This is a genomic window from Allomuricauda sp. CP2A (assembly GCF_001683915.1).
In the GTDB taxonomy this organism is placed as follows: Bacteria; Bacteroidota; Bacteroidia; order Flavobacteriales; family Flavobacteriaceae; genus Flagellimonas.
This window is the reverse complement of sequence record NZ_LXTT01000066.1, coordinates 1-3,876: the sequence shown is the minus strand read 5'-3', so window position 1 is coordinate 3,876 and position 3,876 is coordinate 1. Positions and strand designations below refer to the sequence as shown.

At 47.4% G+C, this 3,876-nt stretch carries 3 protein-coding genes; all 3 read left to right on the top strand.

What is annotated here, in order from left to right; genetic code table 11:
* Positions 1-811, top strand: an 811-nt coding sequence (locus A7D14_RS07755; protein WP_067032380.1) for a BspA family leucine-rich repeat surface protein, incomplete at its 5' end; no start/stop codon positions are given.
* Between the two features lie 359 nt (positions 812-1,170).
* Positions 1,171-1,782: an IMPACT family protein gene (locus A7D14_RS07750; protein ID WP_067032377.1), complete on the top strand. Its 612-nt coding sequence runs from the start codon at positions 1,171-1,173 to the stop codon at positions 1,780-1,782.
* Between the two features lie 673 nt (positions 1,783-2,455).
* A partial coding sequence (locus A7D14_RS07745; protein WP_141673291.1) for a BspA family leucine-rich repeat surface protein occupies positions 2,456-3,876 on the top strand: 1,421 nt, incomplete at its 3' end.

Genomic DNA, 3,876 nt, shown 5'->3' with positions numbered 1-3,876 from the left:
TATGAACAGCATGTTTTACAGATGCCTTTCTTTTAATCAGGACATAGGTGGATGGAATGTAGGCAAAGTAAACAATATGGCAGCGATGTTCGAAGGTGCCGAAGTATTTAACCAAAATCTCAATGAGTGGAATGTGGGCACGGTTACGGATATGTCGAATATGTTTACAGGTGCTTCTGCCTTTAATGGGGACATCAGCGCATGGAATGTGGGCAATGTATTGAATATGTCAAGTATGTTCCATTTTGCAGGTTCCTTCGACCAAGATATTGGCGCATGGAATGTAAGTAAGGTACAGAATATGATATTTATGTTTCATTCCGCCCATGCATTCAACCAAGATATAAGCGGTTGGGATGTGAGTCAGGTTGGCTTAATGTCCTCTATGTTCTCCAGTGCCTCTTCCTTTAACCAGAACATTGGAGGATGGGATGTAAGCAGTGCTATACAAATGTATGAAATGTTCGCCAGTGCCACCTCCTTCAACCAAGACATCAGTGGATGGAATGTGAGCAATGTCACAGATATGAGATATATGTTCAAATATGCAAGTTCCTTTGACCAAAACCTTGGGACATGGAACATTGCAAGTTCAGGACATCTATATGGTATTTTCAATAATTCAGGGCTTTCCACTACCAATTATGATAATATCTTGATTGGGTGGGCTGCTAATCCCAATACCCCAGAAAATTTAACATTGGGAACGAACAATGTTACTTACTGCAATGGAGCTAATGCTAGGGGTGAACTGATCAATACTAAAGGGTGGGACATTTATGATGATGGACTTGATCACAATTGCAATTGAGCACTATATTGGTAGCTCTTTTCTAATAACAATGGACAATTAGCAATTTCCAATATCTGAAGAACTGAAAACCCCTGCCTATGGCAGGCTTCCAGTAGGCAGTAGATCAGTAGGCAGTAACTCAGTAACTCAGTAACAAAATAACCCATTACAAGAGACAAGAGACAAGAACAAACAATCCTTCATGCTAATTCCTGCCTGAGTCAAAACCAAAAACAGGAATTACTGTTGACTGTGCACTGCATACTGCATACTGACTTCTGACTCCCGACTTCCCCGCCTGCGGCGGGCAGGCGACTTCTGACTTCTGACAGTCCAAAATGCTTCCCATCTCATTCTGAATAGGTAGTTTTGCTCTGATGCAAAAAAATGATGTCTACAAAACCGTTGCCCAACCTTCGGAAGAAATCCTCTACAAAGACCGGAAGAGCAAGTTTTTTGCCCAAGTATTTCCTATTACTTCGGAAGATGAGGTAAAGCCCATTGTTGAGGAGTTGAGACAAAAATACCACACGGCCAATCATGTTTGCTATGCGTGGCAATTGGGAGAACAGAACCGCTCCTATCGCGCGAATGATGACGGGGAACCCAACAATTCTGCCGGAATGCCCATTTATGGGCAAATTCAATCTTTTGATGTGACCAATGTGCTGGTGACCGTCACCCGAATCTTTGGCGGCACCAAATTAGGGGTCGGCGGGTTGATCCAGGCCTACCGCACGGCGGCGCAAATGGCCCTTGAAAATGCCAAAATTGTGGAGCGGGTGATTGCATCCAAATTTGAACTCCGATTTGAATACCCTGAAATGGACAAGGTCATGCGCACCATCAAACAAAAAAACCTGAACATTGTCTCCCAAAAAATGGAAATGGATTGCGAGTTGGTCATCTCCGTAAGACAAAGTGAAGCGGAAAAAACGCAACATCTTTTTGAAGATATGCAGGGTGTGGGCATTAAGATAAAAGAGTAAAGACCGCTTCGCTACTGGACACAAGAACAAAGACTTTCCCGTCTTGCCTTCCGACTTCTGACCAAATCCCAAATCACAAACTCCAAATTCCAAGCACCAGATACCAAATTCCAATAATCCAAAGACAAGAGACGAGAGCAAGTTCAAGCCCAAGTATCAAGTTCAAATAACATAATAACCAAAGAACCAAGAAACTAGAGACTAGAGACTAGACAAGAGCAAGAGCAAGTTCAAGCCCAAGTATCAAATTCAAATAACACAGTAACAAAATAACTGAATAACCTATTACAAGAAACTAGAGACTAGAGATTAGAGACTAGAGACTAGAGACTAGAGACTAGAGACCGTCCATCAAGTAAAAGTTCAAGTTCAAACTTCTGACTTCCCCGCCTGCGGCGGGCAGGCGACTTCCAACTTCCAACAACAAAATAACTGAATAACTCAGTAACCCAGTAACTCAATAACCCAGTAACTCAATAACCCAGTAACTCAATAACCCAGTAACCCAGTAACTCAGTAACAAAATAACTGAATAACCCCTGCCTACGGCAGGCAGGCAGTAACAAACCAAAAACGGCCTACATCAACCCAAAAACGCCATCCGTCAGATCGCACCTAAAAGTTTGTCCGGGTTTTGGGAAATTGTGGATTTAATGATAAAACTTTAGAAATTATGTCACAAAAAAAATTGTTTTTCCTGGCCCTTTTTGCTTTGGGCCTTGTAATTTCATGTAGCAAAGATGATGGTCCAACGACCGCGGCAAAGGCTCCCACGGTAAGCGGGTTCACGCCCAGCTCCGGACCTGTGGGCACGGTGTTCGTGATCTCCGGGACCAACTTTAGCACCACGCCATCGAAGAACACCGTGAAGATCGGTACCACCACCGCAACGGTCTCCGCGGCCACCGCCACCAAGATCACCACCTCGGTGCCACAAGGCGCCACCACGGGCAAGGTGAGCGTCACCGTAGGGGGAAAGACCGTCACTTCCACGGGAAATTTCACCGTGACCCAGGAGCAGGCCAACAACGACCCCCCCGTGATCGTGGCCCAGGACTTTGGAGTTGTCGAGGACATTGTCGACACCGCTGTGATCGGCACCGTTGCGGCCACGGACCCGGAACAGGATGCCCTTACCTTCTCCATAAGTGTGAACGACGACGATATTTTTGAGATCGACGCCTCCTCGGGCGAGCTGAGCCTCGCCGAGGGCAAGACCCTGGACTTTGAGACCGCCGAGAGCCACTCCATAATGGTGGGCGTAACGGATGGGAACAGTAGCGCCACGGCCACGATCACCATAAATGTGGCCGACATCCCTGAGATAGAGGCCCAGAGTTTTGAGGCGGCGGAGGACATTGCCGATACCGATGTGATCGGCACCATTGTGGTCCCCAATGCCACCTTCACCATAAGTGTGAACGACAACGACCTGTTTGAGATCGACGCCTCCTCGGGCGAGCTGAGCCTTGTGGAGGGCAAGGCCCTGGACTTTGAGACCGCAGAGGAGCACAGCATCACCGTAATGGCGGCCAACGCGAACGGCTCCACCGAGGCCACGATCACCATTACCGTGACCAACGTCATTGATATTCTGGCCGATGACCCCGCCTCCTTTGTCACCACATGGGTGACCACGGCCAAAAGTGAGACCATTGTGATCGGGGTGGACAATGCCCTTACCTACGACTATACCATAGACTGGGGGGATGGCACGGTGGAAGACATCACCCATAGCAATGACCCCCAGCACAAGTACATCGAGGTGGGCACTTATACCGTGGCCATAATAGGCACTTTCCCGGCAATACAGATGGGCAATGGCAATCTCGCTCAAGCGGACCGGGATAGATTGGCAAGCATAGAGCAATGGGGCACCAACCCGTGGGCCACCATGTACTATGCCTTCAAAGGTTGTCGGAACATGGTGTACAACGCCACGGACGTACCAGATCTCTCCCAGGTGACCGATATGGGTGGTATGTTCGATAATGCCACTGCCTTTAACGGGAATCTTAACGGCTGGGATGTAAGCAATGTCACCGATATGAGTTTTATGTTCTATAGTACCTTTTCCTTCAACGGGGACATCAG